This is a genomic window from Heyndrickxia sporothermodurans (genome assembly GCF_003055045.1).
GTDB classification, from domain to species: Bacteria; Bacillota; Bacilli; order Bacillales; family Bacillaceae_C; genus Heyndrickxia; species Heyndrickxia sporothermodurans.
In genome coordinates this window covers 262802-281983 of sequence record NZ_NAZB01000019.1, presented here as the reverse complement: position 1 = coordinate 281983, position 19182 = coordinate 262802, and the positions used below count along the sequence as shown (strand labels likewise).

The following is a 19182-nucleotide window of genomic DNA, read 5'->3' as shown; positions in this document are numbered from 1 at the left end:
ATCTATTCCCTGCTTTCAATTTTCTACGAGAATGAATATCGTGTACAATAGGTAAGAAAGGAAGTGACTCAGGTGACAAATAACACAATGTATCTTCCTCCAAAGGGAGACTATTCTAAGTTTATAGATGAAAACCATTATGAAGAAAAAGTTCGGGAATGGGGTTTATCCACCACTAAAGAAGTAAAAAAACAATTTTGGTTTAAGGATGATACACAACAGAGCATAGTTAAAATAATCGGTTATGAGGTATATGGTAAATCTGAGGAATATAATACTGTTATTATTGAATTTGAAGATGGGAATTTATGCTGTATTCACCCCGCCTATTTAAAGGAAATGCAATCACCAAGTTTCGGAAAGGTTTATGTCGCTTCTAACAAAAGTGAACAATCACCACCTAAACAAAAAGAGGAACCGAAAGCATCTCAGACTAAAGAAAATAAATCAGAAAGATTACATAAAGAAACAACTACAAAGAAAGAAAAGCAAGAGAAGCCTGCAAAGATCCAATTACCAGAAGAAAAAGTACATTTTACAGCAGCAGTTAAGCAATTTGCATTAAGCTGGAATAACTTTAATGAAGAAAATGATGAAGTCATTATTCTTGAAAATGTTGTTATCCATGAAGAGACTCCGATTGAAATTGATCTTTGTTGGTGTTCTCATTCGAAAACATTAAAGAAATTGGAGCTCGTTCCAGGTGACACACTAGATTTTAATGGAAAAATAGTAAAAAAGAAATTACCTAAAGGAAAAGATGTTGAGGAAAAATACATCATTGATGCTCCCGTTTATTATAAAATTAACAACCCATCAAAAATCAAAAAAAGCTAGAGGAAAAATTCATGCCTCTAGCTTTTTTATCGGCTGAAATAGTTAAATTAATCATTTCTTTCAAATCTACATAATAAAATATACAAAAACAGGTAAAAAATTCACTGCTTACATCCTCTTCATTTAATAAAGCTAATTGTTCGAGGAGGGAATTAATCATTTGCTAACGTTTAATAAGCAAAAAAGGAAATTTCTTTCTAAACCCCTTATAAATATAAAAAAGGAATTAAATAAGAAAGTAACGATTAATCTTTTTCCAAAAGAAGAAGCCATCATTAAGAGTATTGTAGAACAAACAAGGCTGCTAAACAAAAATAATATTACTAGAACGAATGCCTATCTTGATTTTTATCTACGGCATCCCGAAATTCATTGGGCATTTTTAGGCCATATGGTATCAAGAAATGGTGGATGGAATATGACGGACCTAAAAGGAAGCCTTTTATCAAAACTGCTGACAAACAAAGAAGCTACTTCGTTTTTTACATTTCTAGAAAGAGGGAATTGGTTAATCTTTCAAGATGCATATCCACAATTTCTAGTTTATGAAGAAAGTAAAATGAAAGGACAAAACCTCTTTCATCTCCTCCCCCATTTTCATGTTTCTAAATTTATGGTCGCAGTTTGGAATCAATTTTGGCAGGATAAAGATCCATATCCATTAGCCATTGCTTTAATTGTAAACGAACAAAATTATTTGGAAAAAAGGGTGATAAATAATCCAGTATTTAAAAAAGACGTTTTCGGTACAATTGAGTTCAAAATACAAGATTTCCTTTCAATGAACCAAATCCTATTCCCTTATATTAGAAATAAACAACTATATTTATCAGGACAAACATTGAACCATTTTCTAAATTTACATGAGCGAATACTCTTAGGGAAGCGTTTATATAACATCCTATTTAATAACCGCAATCTTTTAACTTTAACTGAAAAATGGGCTATTAACCATCCGCACACAGCATCGCGAAAAGACTATTGGCCCCAAATATTTAATGATGTTAATGAGGAAACACCCGGTCGACTTGTAAAAGCAAGGTTAAAATCCTGTCAATTACTTCCTAAATCCCCCCGATTCTATAGTCCGAGATTAGAATACGCTTGGAAAAATCAGGTTCATCAAGATGCCGAAGTTGGCGACTGGTACTCAAATTGGCAAGTAATCTATTATCTTATTAATTCAAAAGAACATGTAGGTGGAGAGATTGAACATGAATATTGTAAAACGCTCGAAAGACTTGAACTGGCAGCAATTACGAAAAAAGCCCTTTCCTTCATTGATTAGAACATACCTTCCCACATTATTACTCGCATCCTTTTAGGGCATTCAGTTGCTGAAAAATTTTGTTTTTTCTCCATCTATTTCTAACGTCCAAATAGACTTCTTCGGAAATGTAAGCTTTCCATTAAAGAAATAAATGAGATCATTTGAACTAGCTTCACGATAATTCATTTCTTCTCTCTCGAAGATTTGTTGATCAACCACTTTACCTTTATCATCAACTAGCTTTACGGTTATTTCTTTTTTATTTTTCCAGGAACTCTCAATACTAATCTGCTCTTGCTTTCCAATGATCAATTCCTTTGGAGAATCATTTAACATATAATGTTTAGTCTTCGGAAATGGCGGTAAAACATCAAGTGTAAACTCATCATATAATTTATCATCAACATAAAATGAGAGTTGCCACTTTCCCTCCATTGGAAATGGGGAAAACTGCGTTAATGTATGTGCATCTTCATTATTTAAACCTGAAGAAAGCTCTCCTTCAGACAGTAATAATTTTTCGCCAAATTGATTAACTGCTTCAACACGATATGTTTTTGATACTAGTGCATTTGGGTTTCCCCAGAAAAAGAGCATTAGCTTTGCAACCCTTCTCTCGTCTTTTGCAACAAAATGATTAAATACATTTAAAATCCCTACTTTATTTTCAATCCCTAATACTTCTTGTTTCGTATCAGGAAGTGTAAACATCTTTCCTTTTTGACCATTTAACTGGGTTAAAGTCTTTTGAGGATGTGGTTGATTACTTATTGGTAGCTGGGTAAAAATTAATAAAAATAGGATAGATAAGCATGCTGCAAATGAAATGATTGGTAACTTATATTGCCTTCTCTTCATTGGCAGTTGTTTTGTCTGTAGCGAATGTAATATTTTCTGCTTTTGCTCAGTATTTAAAGAATATTTAGGAAGATTTTTTAGACTTTCCTGTATATCTTTCATTTCCTCCATAAGTATATCCCTCCTTCTTTAAAATTTCTCTTAATTTTTTTAAGGAACGATGGTACATAACATTCACTTTATTAGGACTACATTTTACTATGTCACTCGCTTCTTTTGATGATAGTTCCATTATTCCACGGAGGATGACTACCTCTCTATATTGTGTAGGTAGCTTATAAATTGCCTTATATAGTTGATTATTTTCTTGTTTTTTGATAATTTCCATTTCAACGGTATCTAACATGTTTTGTTCAGACGATAATATATTTTTGATTTTCCGCCATAGTAGTTTTCTTCGAAACTTATCGATAACGATATTTCTTGCAATTGAGATTAACCATGTTTTTGGATGCGAATTCTCTTTGAAGTTTGATAAATTCTTCATTGCTAACAAGAAAGTATCTTGTACTAAATCCTCTACATCCGCAGAACCTGTATAATAAATTAAATAACTTGTGATATCTTGCTCATATTTCTGAAATAACTCTTCAATTGAATATCCCCCCAAACGTCTCCCCTCCTTTACTGATTAGACGAATAGAAAGTTCAAATATTACAAGAAATATTCTTCTTATTTCAATGCATTAATTTCCAACAATTTAAAGCTATTCAATCAATATGATTGGAAAAAATACAAATAAATCAATCAAAATGAAGGTGGAGTTACTAAAATGATAAAACTTCTACTGTCTATATTCCTTGTCCTAACCATTTATCCCTTTTACACAAATGCATATGCTAGTAGTTTGCAGCCTTATGGTTTTCCAATAAATTTTCAGATTGAAACGCAACATTGGAAAGAGGTAAATAAAATCATCCCAAAAATGTCAAAATTCACTGTAATTGATGTGGAATCCGGGAAGAGTTTTGATGTGCAAAGAAGGGCCGGAAAGCATCATGCGGATGTACAGCCGTTAACGAGGAAAGATACAAAAATTATGAAAAATATTTATCATGGACACTGGAGCTGGCGTCGAAGAGCGATATTAATATTAGCAAAGGATCGTTTAATCACAGCTTCCATGCACGGAATGCCCCACGGTGCTGGTGCCCTTCAAAATGGTTTTCCTGGTCACTTTTGTATTCATTTCATTGGGAGTACGACACACAAAACGGAAAGATCAGATTTATCACATCAATTAATGATACTTAAAGCCGCGGGGAAAATTGACGAATATTTAGCCAATGCTACACCAAACCAAGTCACAGACGCGCTAATGGTCTTTATTAAGAATGGAGATGAAGGGCTAATCAAAAAAATTGCTGTCAGCAAACATAAAAATATTAAAAAAAAGATTAAAAAACTGGATCAAATTGATACCATTCGATGGGATAGTCAAGCGGCGAAGAATGAAGATGAACAGTTTCTTTTATATACTGTACCTGTTAATCTTCAAATGTATATAAAAGAAGAAGGAGCACTAAAAACTCGAGTATCTTTTCAATTAATGAGAACCTCACCGCTTTCTCGATGGAAAATTAGTATTGATTCACTATTAGCTGAAATTGAAAAAAATTAAAAAAGCAGGAAATACCTGCTTTTTTCGTCTATGATATATGAAATTATTCCTTTAGTTATTCAAGATTTTCTTTACAAAATACATGTAACATTTGTAATTCTTCTTCCTCAAGTTCAAAGTCTAAATACGTGTGTGTAATATTCTCAAAAATTTGATATTGCGCAATTCGTTGTTCATTACCATTTACCACATAAATAACTTTAACATATAATCCATTTTCAGAAAAAAGTTCATCATCTTCCGGTACTTCGATATCAATTATGTATTCATAACGGTCTCCAACTAATATTCCTGTCGGGTCTTCAAGCTTTTCTATTGTAAATCCTGTAATGTTCATTTATGACTGCCGTCCCTTCAAAATCTATATAAATTAGTATACTTTGATTATTATACACATGAAATGGTTTGTATAAAATAATATTTTTATAAACAATGCGTTTTCTCTTCTGCTTCATCCCGTGGAACTGTATACCTTTTTGAATTGTTGTAAATGAGTCTTTTACCTAATTTATTTAATGAAGTAACATCAAATTTGTTTTAAAGCATATATAAATTTATGTATAAATTCAGAGGTGAAAAAATGAGAATATCGGAATTAGATGAAAATAACTTAACTGACGAATTAATGACTCGCTTGATCTATTCCAATATTTCTGACGATAAGAAAAATGGAGAGTGTATATTCGTCCCCGGCAGTAGATCAGCTGTTCAATATCGGTTACCTAAGGCCATTCAGTTATATCAAAAAGGAAGGGCAAAGAAAATATTATTTTCTGGTGGTGCGATTTGGAATAACTCTGGCTTATGTGAAGCTTTACTTTTAAAATCAAAAGCGATTGAGTTAGGAATTCCAGATAATGATATATTAGTTGAAACATTGTCCATGCACACGAAAGAAAATGTTCTTGCCTCTTTACTTGTCCTAGATAGGGAATTTCAATTACACAAGATTCAAAGATTACTTATTGTAACGACGTTTCCGCACATGCGAAGAATGTACCTTAATTTGAAAACATATATGCCGAATTGGATTGATTATTCACTTTGTCCAGTTGATAATCAAACCTCCATGGAAGATAGCTGGTTTAAACAACCCTATATGCGGAAACGCGTTGAATTGGAATCGAAAAAAATTATTCGTTATGTGAAACAAGGGGCAATTATAGATGCTGATATATAATATCAATTAGTAATTCCTATCAAAGTCTATAAGGCCTTCAAATGAAGACCTTATACATTATTAGTTGCAGTATTTATCCAAATCCCAAATCTGTGTACACCAATCTGCATAAAAATCCGGCTCATGAGAAACGATTAAAACGGTCCCCTCGTATTTTCTTAATGCATCAGAAAGTGCAGACTTTGCCTGGACATCTAGATGATTGGTTGGTTCGTCAAGAATTAGCCAATTACTTTTTTCCAGCATTAATTGAGCTAATCTTACCTTCGTTTGTTCCCCACCACTTAAAGAATGCAATGATTGAAACATATGGTCGTTTCTTATGCCTGCACGAGCAAGCGCGAGACGAATTTCCTTTTGTGTCATTCCTTCATTTAAAGACCAAATAAACTCAAGCGGTGTCATTGCAGAAGAAGTATTCCATTCTTGTGAAAAATAAGCAGGTTTTACATTGTGTCCGAAGCTAATATCTCCTCCAAGAGGTGCAATCTCACCGATGATAGTCTTTAACATCGTAGATTTGCCGATTCCATTATGCCCTTTTATTGCCACTTTTTCTCCCCTTTTTATTTTGACCGTTAAAGGGGAAAGTAAAGGTTTTGTATAACCAACCATCAATTTTTTTGTTTCAACAATTACACTTGTTGGTCGTTCAGATAATGTAAATATATATCTAGGTGTTGGGACTTCTATCGGTTTATGCATTCGCTCCATTTTCATTAATCTTTTTTCGCGTGATTTAGCTTGTTTAGTAGTGGATGCACGTGCCTTGTTCTTTTGAATATATGTTTCAAGCTTTTGAATCTCTTCTTGTTGTCTTTCATAGGCATTGTGCAATTGATGTTTCCTGAGTTCATAGGATTCTGTAAATTGTTGATAGTTCCCTACATATCTTGTTAACTGTTTATGTTCCAAATGATAAATGACGTTTACAATATCATTTAGAAAATCAGTATCATGGGATATCAAAATAAAAGAATTCTTGTAATTTAATAAATAATCCTTTAACCACTGAATATGTGCATAATCCAAATAGTTCGTTGGTTCATCCAATAACAAAATATCCGGTTCACTCAATAAAAGCTTGGCAAGCAATAATTTCGTCCTCTGACCTCCGCTTAGGTTTGATACATCTGTGTTCATACCTAAGAGATGAATCCCTAAACCGAAAGAAATTTCTTCGATTTTTTTATCAATTGAATAAAAATCATGAAACTCCAACTGCTCCTGTATATGTGAATATCTATCTAATTGAGATTTTAACTGTTCGGAATGACTTGAAGCCATTTCAACGGTTAGTTGAAGCATTTCATTTTCTAATTCGTATAAATGCTTAAATGCACTTCGTAAATAGTCTTGTATACTTAATCCTTCTTTTAAATTTATATGCTGCTCTAAATAACCTATCCGAATATTAGGCAATTTCTCAATCTTTCCATGATCAGGTAGTAATGTGCCGGATAAAATCTTTAACAATGTTGTTTTCCCAGCCCCGTTCGGACCGACTAAGCCAACTCTTTCATTTGTTAATAAACGAAAATCAATTTCTTTAAACACCAATTGGTCACTATAATAATGGGTTAATTTTTCTACGTTTAAAATACTCATATTTATTTTCCCTCCACAAAGTTCTAATAAAATAGAACCAATCGTAAAACACGGAGGATGCAAAGATCGAAGACCAATTCAAATCATTCGTTTAGTTTTATTCAATTTTCTATAAAAAAAGGCAGGGAAATCCCCTACCATCTTTGTTCCATTAGAATGAAGTATTCTAAAACACGAACGTTTTTAAAGAGTAAAGGTCGGATTATCCGTTGTTTTACGATTGGTTTAGCAAAAAATAGGCAGACTTATCCCGTTCTATGCTCAAACCATTTGAAAAACAACAGACATACTCATAAGACCTTTACCACTCCTTTTTATTAATGTATTGTTTTCATTTTAACAAAGTTTGAATATTCGGTAAAGGGAAACTTTAATCACCGATAATTTTCCACTTTAGTATGGCCAATATTTCTCTTGCATATAATTTCACTTTTACAACCTTTGGCGTCTCTGCGGCAAGTGGGTATGCTTTTATCCCTTGTTCTGTCGCCAATTGGATTGCACGGTACAAATGAAAATCGCTACTAACTATGACGGCTTCATCAATTGAATACAGTTTTTTAGCAAATTTAATATTCTCATAAGTGCTAACGGATTTATCCTCCATTAAAATACGATCCTCAGATATTCCATTGTCAAGCATGTAGCGACGAAGCGCTTCTGCCTCGGTAATTTTCTCATCTGGGCCTTGGCCACCGGTAACAATAACCTTTGAATTTTTGTTTTCCCTTAAATATTCTAGTCCCACTTTTGCCCGTTCGGTCAACGCTTTGGACATTTTTTCTCCATTTACCTTTGCACCAAGAATAAGTATATATGGAATATCATTAGGTGGCTCTTCTCTCGCGGTTTTCTTTATTTGACTAAAAGTATAACTTGCCCAGACAATCGCAATTAAAAGAAGAACGGAAATGGCAGTAATGATCATTCTTATTTTCATGTGAACCCCCTTCAAGTGACAACAACTATAAATGTTAGACGAGGATTTTTGAGAAAAGTTTCAATTTATAGTGATCCGTTACCTGCTTTATGTTTATCCTTGATAATTATTCAAACTAAATATAACAAAACCAAAACAAGCAGTAATTAACAAAATTACGATACCAGCGAATATCAAAAGGCCAATTCCAGTCATCTTCTTATTCTTGGAGAAAAAGTAGATAATGGCCGCAACATGTATAATCGGAGCGATAAAAGCCACCGGAAATAGCCCGAAAATTGTAAATAACGAAGGAATTAAATAAATTAAGAACCCTATTCCAATTCCTAGCCATACATTCCCTTCATCTTTCTTATCACTTTGCCTAATACTTCCCTCTTCTTCGTTATTCATTCTTATCCCCCTTTAATAGAATCCTATTCTTATAAAGTTGAAATTAACGTGTTAACATGATCTCTTCTTGTATTTTTTTTAATTCCAGTTCTTTTTCATCCCGATAAAATAAATTATATGTATCAAAAGGAATAATTCTTCCATCTGGATGAGCGATGTGTACACAAGATTTTTTGACCGAACGAACATCGAAATTATGAGCATCTTGAAATTGCATGATGATAACGCGAAAAACATTATCGTAGCCGATTTCACCTGGAATATCGACTTTCGGAAGACAGCAAAGTAAATCTTTAAAGGATAACGCGGATGAGCTAGGTGAATGATTCAATGAAAATAAATTAAAGATCATATTGCGAATATTTTCATCTTGTTCGAAAACGATTGTATTCCGTTCACCCTCTAATAAAATATTATGGTCAATCATCCCGGTTAACGGGGTAACAATACCGTCCTTCTTAAAAGCATAACCCATCGCTAAAGAGTCCGGGTGACAAGGGACTGGAACCATATCTTTTTCACCAAACACACCCGATTGATCAATAATCATTTGTCTAACTTCACTTAATGTTAAGCGATCCGTTTCAGGATTGAAATCCTCTAATCGGCCAGCACTTTGAATTGGCTGGAACGTAACACCCCGAACACATTTTTGCTCTAAACCATATTGGATTATCTTACCTACTTCATGATCGTTTAAGCCTTTTTTTAATGTGACCACTAATGTTGTTGAAATATTGTATTCATTTAACCGATCAATCGCCTTTTGTCTTATCTTAGTAAGATCGACTCCCCTTAATTCTTTCAATGCATCCGCTTCAAAACTATCAAATTGTAAATAGATTTCAAAACCGGGTAAATACGTTGCCAAGCGCTTAACAAATTCTTTATCATTGGCAATTTTTAATCCGTTCGTATTGACCATAATATGTTTAACTGGTTTTGATTTTACAAGATCTAATATTTCAAAAAACTGTGGATGAATAGTCGGTTCGCCCCCACTGATTTGAATAATGTCCGGTTCCTTTTCATTTTCAACAATCGCATTCAACATAAACTCAATTTGTTCTAAAGATCGAAAAGTTCCTTTTTGCGGGGAAGACTCAGCATAACAGATTGGACATTTTAAATTGCATCTTTCCGTAATTTCCAACAGAGTGAGGCAGCTATGTTGTTCATGGTCTGGACAGAGGCCGCAATCATATGGACAACCATATTTTATTGGAGTATTCCAGCGATGCGGCATTTCAGACGGCTTAATAAAGTCTCGACACCATTTGTAATACTCGATATTAGTCGAAATTAATACCTTTTCCCTTCCATGTTTCATACATGTTTTAACCATATAAACGTTTCCATTTTCAAAAATAATTTTCGCTTCTACTTTCCTCAAACACTTTGTGCAAATACTAATCGTTAAATCGTAATAAGTATACGGTCTATTTGGCATGAATTTGTTCCTCTCTTTTTATGTAATGTTGATGCTGTTGTCGTTTTCTTCTCATTAATGTAATGTAATAGATTATTCCTATTAAGCTTGCTACTTGAATATTATTTAAGGAAAAATACGGATGTGGTGTAGGTTTAATAAAATCTATGCTGAATCGAAAAACAAGATAGGACAACATAAAAAGTTGAAATAAATAACCTTCCCATTTAATTGCATTCTTCCTTTTTATCGTGAGAAGGATGATAATTAAAATAAATAAAAACGCAATTTCATACAACTGAGTTGGATGTCTTTCGATTCCATCACCAAAATCTACCCCTGTAATCCATGTTGTTGCTATTCCATATGTGTGATCATCCATCCCGGTAAGAAAACAGCCAATTCTTCCGAGCATCATTCCAACAGTTAAAGGCAAAACGAAGTCATCACCGGTTGATCTTTTCCATCCAATACATTTCTTTGCTAATTCAACACCTATTAGTCCTCCTAATAATCCACCTACGATTGTTTTTCCTTCTAACATATATTTCAAATTATCCCATTGTTCTATCGTCTTGATCGGATTTTCAAACCAGTAAAGAAATTTTGAACCAAATGCTGCCCCAAATATAGCACCTACAATTACCCACATCGCTTTATCCATCGGAATTCGTTCTTTATTTCTTGTATATAAATAAACGCGAAAACCGATAAAATAAGCTATTGCTTCAAATAAAAAATGAGGGTGGATACCAAATACATAAACAGGAAACTCCATGATTACCTCCGAAATACTATTCGAAATAATTAATTTTATAACACTTTATATATATATTCGCGAAAAAATGCAAAACATCCTTCAATAAAATTAAACTGACCAATTCACATTTACTACTTGTATATAAAAACAAAAAAACATCCAACGTAAAATTGGATGTACGATACTTATTAAGATTTGTTAATCTTTTTTGTATGGAAAGGACACGTTGTAATAGTGGTATTATCATCTCGCAAAAAATATTGTTTCCATTCATAATTATCTTTTTCCCCATATTTTTTCAAATCCGGATGGGGTGAAAGCTCATCATAAACTGTTAGCATTTTACGTATTTGGTTTTCCATTTTTTGCGATTGAATAGATGATCGATTAAATTTATCCAACACCCATCTAGGTGTTATTGCCAACATAAAATATGGGAAATAGCGACTTTTTCTTTTTTTATGAGCTGGAGTAGCACAATAAAAAAAGTACCTTTCTTTATTAAAACAATATTCCCATGAATGATGTGAAGGATCTGAAGAAATTTCCTCTGGCCATTCACTGTCATCTAAAGCAGAAAGCTGATTTAATAATTGCCAAAAAATCTCTTCAAATTCATGTGTACTAAATGCTTTTAAATTTTCAGGTGTTTCAAAAATGATTATTAAGGCAGTATAATCCCCATATTCTTCAGATGTTCGACCATACTCCTTCATTAATCCAACAAGCTCAACAACGGCTTTTGAATTTCTCGGATCGCTGACGAATCCAAACCGTAAGTGATTTAAGACATACCCTTGATATGCAGGGATACATGGAAATTTTCTTCTTTTATCCATCATCATTCGATGAAAAGAATATAGTGCATCTTTTTTCCATGAAAGTAAATTCTGAGTTGCAGTAATTGAATCGTATAATTTTACCATGAGTTCCCCCCCTTCAATTACAATATTAGTAATAACTGAAAGGGGTGAATGTACTTATTGTATTATTTCAAGCACAACAGGACAATGGTCACTCCCAAAAACATGAGAGTGTATGTGTGAATCTTTAACAGCCTCTACTAATCTACTAGAAACAATAAAATAATCGATTCTCCAACCGATGTTCCGCTCTCTAACCTTATTCATGTATGACCACCAAGAATAGGATTCTTCTTTATCAGGATATAAATAACGGAACGTATCAACAAATCCACTATTCAAAAGTTTTGTCATTTTCTCACGTTCTTCATTGGTGAAACCAGAATTTCCAATATTCGACTTTGAATTTTTTAAATCAATTTCATTGTGAGCAACATTTAAATCTCCACAATAAATGACTGGTTTCATTTGATCTAATTCAATTAAGTACTCGCGAAGCCGCTCCTCCCAAGATAAGCGAAAATCTAATCTTGCTAAATCTCTTTGGGAATTAGGTGTGTACACATTGACCAAATAAAATTGATCATATTCTAATGTGATAATTCGACCTTCAGGTTCTTCAACATTCTCTCCAATTCCATACTTAACAGATAAAGGTTTTTTCTTCGTAAAAACAGCTGTACCGGAATACCCTTTTTTAACAGCATAATTCCAATATTGATGATAGTTTGGTATATCTAATGTGACCTGACCATCTTGGCATTTTGTTTCTTGAATACAAAAAATATCTGCATCTATATCATTAAAATAATCTAAAAATCCTTTTTTTATGCACGCTCTAATTCCATTTACATTCCAAGAAACCAATTTCACTTTTAAAAACTCCTAACACGATTTTTTCAATCAGATTAAGTTAATTATAACATTGTTTTTTATAAAACATTGAATTTTTAGGTTGATGTATTTTTTATGTTCAAACTTCACAAGATAATACAGATATTCTATTTGAATATCGATGTTTCGAAGTATAAATCCTGCCAAAGAGGTGATTTTAGATGAGTTATAAAGACCATTTGGATCCCCACTCTGAGCTATTTCACCATCATACTACGAGAAGAAAGCATACGAAATCTCAAGTGAATGGACAAACTCAAGTTACTCAAAACACAATCATTTTAAGAAGTAACGCTAAAGCACATTTTTGGTAAGGAACATACAAGAAATGAACAAAAAAGACGCCATGTGCGTCTTTTTTGTTATTATTAAGTTATAAATAATTATTCCTTCAAAGAGCATATGTTTAAAATAGTCTTTTCCGCTTATATTCATTGTTACCCAAATTGTGATATAACTAATAAAGATGTGGGAAATCACTAGGAGGAATGGCATGCCTAAAAAAAAAATATTCTTATATGGTTTACTTTCTGTTTTATTTCTTTCTGCTTCCGCATGTAGCCATGATGCGAATTCAAAAACAAGCAGCAAGAAAGAAAACAAACAAGAAACAAAGGCAGAAAAAGAAAATGCGAAATATGCTGCGCTTGTAAAAGAAAAAAATAGTGAATTAGATTTAAAACCGATTACTTTGACTAACTATAGTGAAAAAGTAGGAGCGACAATTACCAATCCAAAATATAATGCTTTTGCAGTTAATAAAGAACTTGAAATAACGGGTAAAATTGAAAAACACGAGTTATTAAAAGAAAAATATGTTTGGGTAAAAGTCAGTTCTCTCGATGTGATTGATTCTAATTCAGTACAAGAATACTATATTCCTATAAAAAATGGACAGTTTTCAGACAAAATCCATTTTTATAATGGGGAAGGCAAATATTCCGTACATGTAATGCTTCCTGCAACAGATCGCGAAAATTATTATTATGATCTTTCCACATTTGAAGTAGTGAATGTTAACCCAATAAAACAAAGAGACCTTACTTATACCCCGTTTGCTCAAGAAGCACAATTAACCCTCGATACGATTAAATCCGGTTTTATGTCAGGGAAGGAATTAATAACGGTTGGGGGAACGATCAAAGAGCAAACATCATCCAAGAATATTATGATTGAAGTAAAAAAGGATAGCAATCAGTGGAAACACGAAATTCCTATTAAAAATGGGAAATTTTCTTATGAAGTTCCTCTTTTTTATGGAAAAGGCATCCATCAAATTAATGTTTTAGTTCCGGATCAGCAAAGAGAAAATTATTATCAATATGGCACAACACTTTTTGTCGATAATCAATCCGATCGAACAATGAAACCTATCGAATACTATCGTACCTATGAAGAAAGAGGAATTACACTTGATACCCCTCAATTTGGTGGAGATCAAGCAAAACTTTCCTACCATATAAAAGGACAGATCGATCCAAGTGCCAAATTTGCTAAAGAAACTTCTCATATTTATGTAAAAACAAAAAAAGGTAATGATGAAGCACTTGACATTATTCCAGTAAAACACTTTAATTTTGATGATTCGATTTATCTTCGATTTGGTCCAGGTGAATATGAAGTATCGATAAACGTTCCGGAAATTAAAGAGGAAAAATCGAACTATTTCCGCTATTTTTCCGTTGCATCATTTTCCGTCGAGAATATGGCAAACGAAGATAAACGAGATTTATTACCTTCACGTGGAATTCCGTCTGATGACCCAAAAATTATTAATCTAGCAAAAAAAATTACGAAAAATAAAAAGAACAATTTTGACAAGGCAAAAGCAATTTATGAATATACAGCAAAAACAATTTCCTATGATGTTGCTAAATTTAAAAACAATGAATTTGAATGGGATGACAATGCACTAAAGACTTTAAAATTAAAAACGGGTGTTTGTCAAGATTATGCGTATCTTGCAGGAGCACTTTTACGCGCAAGTAATATTGAGGCAAGAGTGATAACAGGAAAAGCCGGTACAGGGTTATTAAAAGAAAATCATGCATGGATAGAAGCAAAAATAAATGGAATGTGGTTAACGATGGATCCAACTTGGGGTGCAGGTTTTGTTCAAAATGATAAATTTGTAGCAAAATATACCGATAAATATTTCCAACCAAATATGAACGAATTTAACAAAACACATTTACGAGATAAAGTTGAATATTAAAAATAAAGTCGGGATATCCCCGACTTTATTTTATTTCAACACATCTGTTAATTGTGGAACGATTTGTTTTTTGCGTGATACGACACCTTTTAGTAAAGCACTGTTGTTTTCTAGCTTCACATTGAATGCTTTTTCAACAGCATCTGTCGCTTGTCCAATTGCAACAGCAGTAGAATCACTATTTAAAATATCTGTAACAACAAAAAGGAATAAATCTAAATTCTTTTCAGCAAGCACGGATGTTAGCTTCGATTCTAATTCTTCTTTACGATTCAACACATCATTGATATCTACAGCATTTACTTGAGCAATTTCAACTTTGTGGTTCCCCATTTGGAATTCTTTTGCATCTAAGCTAACCAACTGATCAATCGTCTTATCGCTTAAATCCGCTCCTGCTTTAAGCATAGCTAAACCATAACTATCAACGTCTACTTCTGCAATACTGGCTAGTTCTTTAGCTGCAGCAATGTCTTGTTCTGTGCATGTAGGTGATTTAAATAAAAGCGAATCTGAAATAATTGCAGATAACATTAATCCCGCAACTTCTTTGCTAATCTCTACACCGTTTTCTTTATACATTTTATTTAAAATCGTTGCTGTACAGCCAACAGGTTCTGCACGATAATATAATGGATCACTCGTTTCAAAATTTGCAATGCGGTGATGATCAATTACTTCCAGTACTTTTACTTGATCAATATCGTCAGCACTTTGTTGACGTTCATTATGATCAACTAAGATCACTCCATTCGTTTCATTTGCAACTTTTTCAACAAAACGAGGTGCTTCCATTTTAAAATAATCAAGGGCATACTTCGTTTCCCCATTTACATCGCCTAAACGAACAGGCTCAGCTTTAATTCCTAACTTATTTTTTAAATGTGCATACGCAATGGCCGAACAGATTGTATCTGTGTCAGGGTTTTTGTGTCCAAATACTAATACTTTATCCATCGTTTTCTCCTTCGTTTTCATACTGAAATTCTATTTTATTATAAATATCATTTTATATTTTAGCAAAAAAATCAAACACTTTCACGTATGTTCAAAAGAAAGAAAACACCATTCCTTTTGAAATGGTGTTTTCTATTGCATTAATGGGTCATATAATTATTCGGTGTTTGCATCGTTCCTTGTGCAGGAGCATATGCATTTAACATTTGTTGCATATCCTGTTGTGAAAATTGTGGTACTTGATAATAATGGTGCTTATTTTGATACAGTGAAATTTCATAAGCCATTTCGATGCAATTTGGAATTGAATCTGCTAATACCCGGCGGACGACAGGGTTCGTCGTTTCACATGCCGCAACTGCTTTCATCGATGCAGATGATTTAACAGCTCCAAGCATTAATCCAGAAATACATTCATCTGTTAGCTCATTGGCAGATTGTATCGGTTTTTTAGGTTGAGATGGTTGCAGACCATAAATAAAGTCATTATTTTGTTGCATCTTATAACTTTGAGTTGGTACTTGTGGATCTTGACCAGTCTTAAAGCAATCAACTGTTGTATTATATTCTTGTTGCATAAATTGATACTGCCGATCAAGAATCCCGCGCAGCTCTTGATCCTGTACATGATCTTTAAGAAGTGTATAGGTATTCATTGTCCCAATCGCACCAGACAACACTTCCCCTACATCTAAAACTTCATGGCCGCCATGATTCATTTGCTGTGGAATACTACCAGTATGCATGTTCTGATGGTTTTGATCCATAAATAACCCTCCATAAATAATAATATTTACTCTGTTATTATTTATTTAGAAATGGGAGTTATTCATTTTTTACGTTTTTATTAGCATGAATGTAATTAAAAAGTATTATAAACATTTTGACAAGTTTCCGCTGTTGGTTCGTAAAAACAGTGAGACTTATACCGTGCCACTAATGGTTGGTTATACCATGTTGAAGGACAATTACCCGGTGGCTTAAAATACCATAAACTATATTTAGCTGGCCAAAAACTTTCTCCATTAATCGATCTCCGGGCCAATCGTTTTTCTTTTTCTCTTGCTCGTTGATAAAAGTATCCATGAATGGTTGCTTCAAATGCATGTGGCTGGTAAACCATTTGCGGTATCGTCCGTAAACCTTTGAAATCAGAACAGTTTGCTCGTATTCGGTTTATTCCCACATTGCCGACAAGAAGCATTCCTTGAACTCCTTCTCCCTCTGCCTCCGCTCTTAACAGCCTTGCTAATAGGGCAATATCTGAATCAGTCGCTTTTACAACTGCCATTCTTTCACCTCCAAAAACTTTTCACCTTATCATATTCTTTACAGCTGGTTTGATGACCATTTATATATTGACAGACGAAAAAGATTAATAAATAAAAAAGTGAAGGAGTTTATTTCCTTCACTTTTACTCACCAAATTTAGTTGCTTCGACTTTAAATAAATGGTTATACTTCTCATATTTATCCCATTGATTTAAATATTTTGCAAAAAATTTTGCTTTATAAAATTTATGATACGAATTCAGTTCGCCTTCAATCTTTTCAAAGGCGCGTTCCAAATTGGAATATTTTTTTAACCAAGGTAAACCTGTATTAACAAAAGCATTTCTAATATCATGAACTACATCTTCAATATTACTTCCATTTGGATGAAACCACCATATACTTTCTAACTTTTTATTATCTTTAATTTGGTCATAAATTTCATTATTTTGACAACATAATTCCATTTGCAATTGGCATTCATAATATTTCGGGAAATTTTCAATCCTTTCAATGTCATCCGATAATGGAGGGATAAAATCATAATATATCCCTACCGTAGCATTTAGTGATTGAGCAGGCCAACCTGATAATTCGGAAGAGTATTTCCCCACATGATTAATATTTAAAACCCATATACAATCATTATGAAGTGCGTAATAATTTCGGCTGTTAATACTTAAAAATCCAAATTCCTTCAAAACCGGAGATAGAATTCGTTTTATTTTTTTATCAATTTTACTCCGAACAATCAAGTCAATCCCCCCTGCTATATTTTGATGAAAAAAACGTTAATTTGCTTTCAAAATATCTCCATATATATTAGACGTAATGACTGCTTAAAAAGTTGCATTTATTCTAAATATTTCTTTTTTCACATTATTTGTTTAGTTTATTTCAAAGTCAAATAATTCAATATTACTATTCTTTTTTTGTTTGGACTGAGTAATTTTTCCTTTGTATAGATTTTGACCACTTCGTATATCCATTACAATTAGTGTATTTTTATCATTTGCGTTCGTTTGTGTGATTAAAATGTATACTTTTCCATTATCAATTTTTATTACTTGATTCTGATTCCCTCCCATTTCCGGTAATGAAATCTTTCTGATTTTTTCTATAGAATGCTTATCAATGTTGACTTTAGATAAAATTACATCTTTTTCATTTTCTAAAAATAAATAAACTGTACCGTCTATATCGTTTACCATTTGAGGTCTTTGAGTTCCATAATATTGCTTTGGGACTTTGATTTTTTCTAGACTATTTTTTTCGTAATTATAAGCAACAATTTCACTATTAACGATTTGTTCATCCATTCCCCCATCTGGGAGTTCCTGAAACTTTACTTTATTATCTTGCATGAAATAATATTTATTAGCGATTGTAGGGTCATTTGAATAAATCGAATCATACTGATCACCATGGCGATTATCCGTAAATTTTGAAGCAATAATATCATCTTTAATTATCTTTTTCTGTTCATAATCAATGGTATAGAGATGTAATTCAATTTTACTTTTGCCCTGATCTAAACGTCGATTATTTTCCGTAATTACTTTTAATTCATTTCCTACACGTTGTACGTCATGAAAATAAACTCCTGTAAATTCTTGATAGTTTGGAATATCTACTTGAAAGGAATTTTTCTTTTTATTTTTTTTATTTAAAATTGAGATATTCAATGAATATTTATTGTAACGCGTATTTAATTCTGTATAGGTGAGTAATTCTTGATCTTCAAATATTGAGTCAAGGTCATGTTTTCCCCTCATAAAATTTCGATAGTTTTTCCTTAATTCTAAAAGCTTCCCTTTTTCTAAATCTAGCTTTTCAAAGAAAGATCTTTCACTAAAGTATGTTGTTCCCTTCGTCGTAGCTTCAAAGTTCTCATTCGTATTGCCAATGTGATAGTTTCCGCTTATTACGACATTTTTTAATTCATCATCATTTCCACTCACTTTAACGATTTTCATTTCCGGTAAAGAATTTGCTGCTGAAGTATAAATATAAAATGCACCGATGGTACAAAACATTATTGCTATAATAACAATTGAACTAATATATCGTTTCATATGATCCCC

Annotated in this window: 21 protein-coding genes; 6 read left to right on the top strand and 15 right to left on the bottom strand. The window is 32.8% G+C overall.

From position 1 onward, the window contains the following. Positions 1 to 72: 72 nt before the first annotated feature. Both B5V89_RS09080 and B5V89_RS09075 read left to right on the top strand, forming a co-directional pair. Positions 73 to 837: a hypothetical protein gene (locus B5V89_RS09080; RefSeq protein ID WP_244913475.1), complete on the top strand. Its 765-nt coding sequence runs from the start codon at positions 73 to 75 to the stop codon at positions 835 to 837. 160 nt (positions 838 to 997) lie between these two features. Beyond that, positions 998 to 2125, top strand: a complete 1128-nt coding sequence (locus B5V89_RS09075) for a DUF2515 family protein (RefSeq protein WP_108071585.1) — start codon at positions 998 to 1000, stop codon at positions 2123 to 2125. Between the two features lie 42 nt (positions 2126 to 2167). On the opposite strand, the gene B5V89_RS09070 is transcribed toward B5V89_RS09075, so the two are convergent. Then, entirely contained in the window at positions 2168 to 3076 is a 909-nt protein-coding gene (locus B5V89_RS09070; RefSeq protein WP_066234287.1) for a hypothetical protein, read from the bottom strand. After that, entirely contained in the window at positions 3030 to 3575 is a 546-nt protein-coding gene (locus B5V89_RS09065) for an RNA polymerase sigma factor (RefSeq protein WP_108071583.1), read from the bottom strand. The genes B5V89_RS09070 and B5V89_RS09065 overlap by 47 nt, the downstream gene beginning before the upstream one ends. A 163-nt stretch (positions 3576 to 3738) precedes the next feature. Here B5V89_RS09065 and B5V89_RS09060 point away from each other — a divergent pair, with 163 nt between their 5' ends. Further along, on the top strand, positions 3739 to 4587 hold the full coding sequence (locus B5V89_RS09060; protein ID WP_108071581.1) for a hypothetical protein: 849 nt from the start codon (positions 3739 to 3741) through the stop codon (positions 4585 to 4587). A gap of 55 nt (positions 4588 to 4642) precedes the next feature. On the opposite strand, the gene B5V89_RS09055 is transcribed toward B5V89_RS09060, so the two are convergent. Further along, positions 4643 to 4924 (bottom strand): DUF6509 family protein, encoded by a 282-nt coding sequence (locus B5V89_RS09055; protein ID WP_066235292.1) that lies wholly within the window; start codon positions 4922 to 4924, stop codon positions 4643 to 4645. A gap of 243 nt (positions 4925 to 5167) precedes the next feature. Between B5V89_RS09055 and B5V89_RS09050 the strand changes: the two genes are divergently transcribed. Next, the gene (locus B5V89_RS09050; RefSeq protein ID WP_107919778.1) at positions 5168 to 5767 is read left to right on the top strand and encodes a YdcF family protein; all 600 of its coding nucleotides are present in this window, start codon (positions 5168 to 5170) and stop codon (positions 5765 to 5767) included. 60 nt (positions 5768 to 5827) lie between these two features. Here the strand turns inward: B5V89_RS09050 and B5V89_RS09045 are convergent, their stop codons facing one another. The 7 genes from B5V89_RS09045 to B5V89_RS09015 form a co-directional block, all read right to left on the bottom strand. Beyond that, positions 5828 to 7375, bottom strand: a complete 1548-nt coding sequence (locus B5V89_RS09045; protein ID WP_066235295.1) for an ABC-F family ATP-binding cassette domain-containing protein — start codon at positions 7373 to 7375, stop codon at positions 5828 to 5830. A 370-nt stretch (positions 7376 to 7745) separates the two neighbouring features. Then, positions 7746 to 8315 (bottom strand): YdcF family protein, encoded by a 570-nt coding sequence (locus B5V89_RS09040; RefSeq protein WP_235598374.1) that lies wholly within the window; start codon positions 8313 to 8315, stop codon positions 7746 to 7748. Positions 8316 to 8408: 93 nt separating this feature from the next. Beyond that, positions 8409 to 8708 (bottom strand): hypothetical protein, encoded by a 300-nt coding sequence (locus B5V89_RS09035; RefSeq protein ID WP_066235297.1) that lies wholly within the window; start codon positions 8706 to 8708, stop codon positions 8409 to 8411. Positions 8709 to 8751: 43 nt separating this feature from the next. Continuing rightward, positions 8752 to 10158 carry a radical SAM protein gene (locus tag B5V89_RS09030; protein WP_066235299.1) on the bottom strand — a complete coding sequence of 469 codons (1407 nt, stop codon included), beginning with the start codon at positions 10156 to 10158 and terminating at the stop codon, positions 8752 to 8754. Next, complete coding sequence (locus B5V89_RS09025; RefSeq protein WP_108071579.1) at positions 10148 to 10915, bottom strand: prolipoprotein diacylglyceryl transferase; 768 nt, start codon at positions 10913 to 10915, stop codon at positions 10148 to 10150. The genes B5V89_RS09030 and B5V89_RS09025 overlap by 11 nt, the downstream gene beginning before the upstream one ends. A 170-nt stretch (positions 10916 to 11085) precedes the next feature. Beyond that, entirely contained in the window at positions 11086 to 11823 is a 738-nt protein-coding gene (locus B5V89_RS09020; protein WP_108071577.1) for a YqcI/YcgG family protein, read from the bottom strand. Positions 11824 to 11877: 54 nt separating this feature from the next. Beyond that, a complete protein-coding gene (locus B5V89_RS09015; protein WP_108071575.1) occupies positions 11878 to 12633 on the bottom strand; it encodes an exodeoxyribonuclease III in 756 nt (251 codons plus the stop codon). A 182-nt stretch (positions 12634 to 12815) separates the two neighbouring features. On the opposite strand from B5V89_RS09015, the gene B5V89_RS09010 reads away from it, so the two are divergent. Both B5V89_RS09010 and B5V89_RS09005 read left to right on the top strand, forming a co-directional pair. Further along, positions 12816 to 12968: a YpzG family protein gene (locus B5V89_RS09010; protein ID WP_108071574.1), complete on the top strand. Its 153-nt coding sequence runs from the start codon at positions 12816 to 12818 to the stop codon at positions 12966 to 12968. A 179-nt stretch (positions 12969 to 13147) separates the two neighbouring features. Next, positions 13148 to 14869, top strand: a complete 1722-nt coding sequence (locus B5V89_RS09005; protein WP_108071572.1) for a transglutaminase domain-containing protein — start codon at positions 13148 to 13150, stop codon at positions 14867 to 14869. Positions 14870 to 14899: 30 nt separating this feature from the next. Here the strand turns inward: B5V89_RS09005 and B5V89_RS09000 are convergent, their stop codons facing one another. The 5 genes from B5V89_RS09000 to B5V89_RS08980 all read right to left on the bottom strand — a co-directional run bounded on the left by B5V89_RS09000 (position 14900) and on the right by B5V89_RS08980 (position 19173). Continuing rightward, positions 14900 to 15826, bottom strand: a complete 927-nt coding sequence (locus B5V89_RS09000; RefSeq protein ID WP_108071570.1) for a manganese-dependent inorganic pyrophosphatase — start codon at positions 15824 to 15826, stop codon at positions 14900 to 14902. Positions 15827 to 15966: 140 nt separating this feature from the next. After that, the gene (locus tag B5V89_RS08995; RefSeq protein ID WP_108071568.1) at positions 15967 to 16593 is read right to left on the bottom strand and encodes a spore coat protein; all 627 of its coding nucleotides are present in this window, start codon (positions 16591 to 16593) and stop codon (positions 15967 to 15969) included. A 95-nt stretch (positions 16594 to 16688) separates the two neighbouring features. After that, positions 16689 to 17117 (bottom strand): cell wall hydrolase, encoded by a 429-nt coding sequence (locus B5V89_RS08990; RefSeq protein WP_108071566.1) that lies wholly within the window; start codon positions 17115 to 17117, stop codon positions 16689 to 16691. Positions 17118 to 17241: 124 nt separating this feature from the next. Beyond that, positions 17242 to 17853 carry a DUF4304 domain-containing protein gene (locus B5V89_RS08985; RefSeq protein ID WP_181294636.1) on the bottom strand — a complete coding sequence of 204 codons (612 nt, stop codon included), beginning with the start codon at positions 17851 to 17853 and terminating at the stop codon, positions 17242 to 17244. A gap of 132 nt (positions 17854 to 17985) precedes the next feature. After that, positions 17986 to 19173, bottom strand: coding sequence for a hypothetical protein (locus tag B5V89_RS08980; protein WP_108071562.1), 1188 nt, complete (start codon positions 19171 to 19173; stop codon positions 17986 to 17988). Between the last annotated feature and the right edge of the window lie 9 nt (positions 19174 to 19182).